General features: G+C 41.1%; 1 protein-coding gene. It reads right to left on the bottom strand.

Features of this window, described 5'->3' with window-relative positions:
- Window positions 1-799, bottom strand: a 799-nt coding sequence (locus B3180_RS02075) for a hypothetical protein (protein ID WP_286842689.1), incomplete at its 3' end; no start/stop codon positions are given.
- Window positions 800-920: the final 121 nt, after the last annotated feature.

The raw sequence follows: 920 nt of genomic DNA, 5'->3' as shown, positions 1-920 counted from the left end.
TTTTTAAAAGCAAATTAAGCTCAGCTTTTATCTTCTCTTTGATAATGAGCTTGCCCTCATCACCTAGAGGAAAGTCGGGAACGATAGGTTCGATTTTTGAGTTTAAAACATCTTCAAGTAGGTAAGAGTTATCAAAGAAATACTCGCGAATATAGCGGTTGGAGGAAATAATCGTAAAATCAATTTGCAGTTTTCGCAGAGAATTCTTACCTTCTAGATACGACGGAACGATGACATTTGAGATTAAAAGCTCTTTTTCATTTCGCTTGTAGTATTTAGGGCGCGGGTCAGGTTTTTCAATGGCTGCAGGAGCTCGTTCAATTAATCCGGCTTCCTCGGCAATTTTATTACTACTATTATAGACGCCGATACCCGCAATACTTCCGACGGTGACCAGCACAATGGTAGAAGCTAGAGTCGCAGGTTGCATGGTGGTAAAGAAGATTGAAATCTTTTTATAAAGTGGAAGGATGGCCCACTGAAGAGCGGCTACAATAGCTGCAACAAAACCAAATTTTCCTAATTTACCGCTCTTATTTTTTTGAATATTTTTACTAAGGTCGAGTTTAAGCGCTTGAGCTTTTTCAGCAGAGTGATCCTTAATCGTTTCCAGTTTTTGACCAAGCCTCGCAGGAGCGGCCATGGCGCTAGTGGCAGAGGCACTTAGTTTTTGTACGGCTTCGCCGCGCCATTGGCGCATTTTATCGGGGGTCGCACTTCTGACAACATTACTAACGTTAGAAAAAGACTTTTCTAATTTTTTATTAATAGAATTTTCTAGCTTTTCCCACTTACTCACTGCGCGCCTCGCTTCACTGTCTTATCGGCACCTTGCCCTTAAAATTGAAGGAAATGCGCCAATTATCTCTGAGTTTACACCCATGATTTAGGCAAAATTGGCCGTTAGCGCCTAAAAAATT

Source organism: Idiomarina sp. UBA4206, from assembly GCF_002383015.1.
Lineage (GTDB): Bacteria > Pseudomonadota > Gammaproteobacteria > Enterobacterales > Alteromonadaceae > Idiomarina > Idiomarina abyssalis.
Note: the sequence above shows the minus strand (reverse complement) of the source record. Positions and strands in the feature narration are given on the sequence as shown.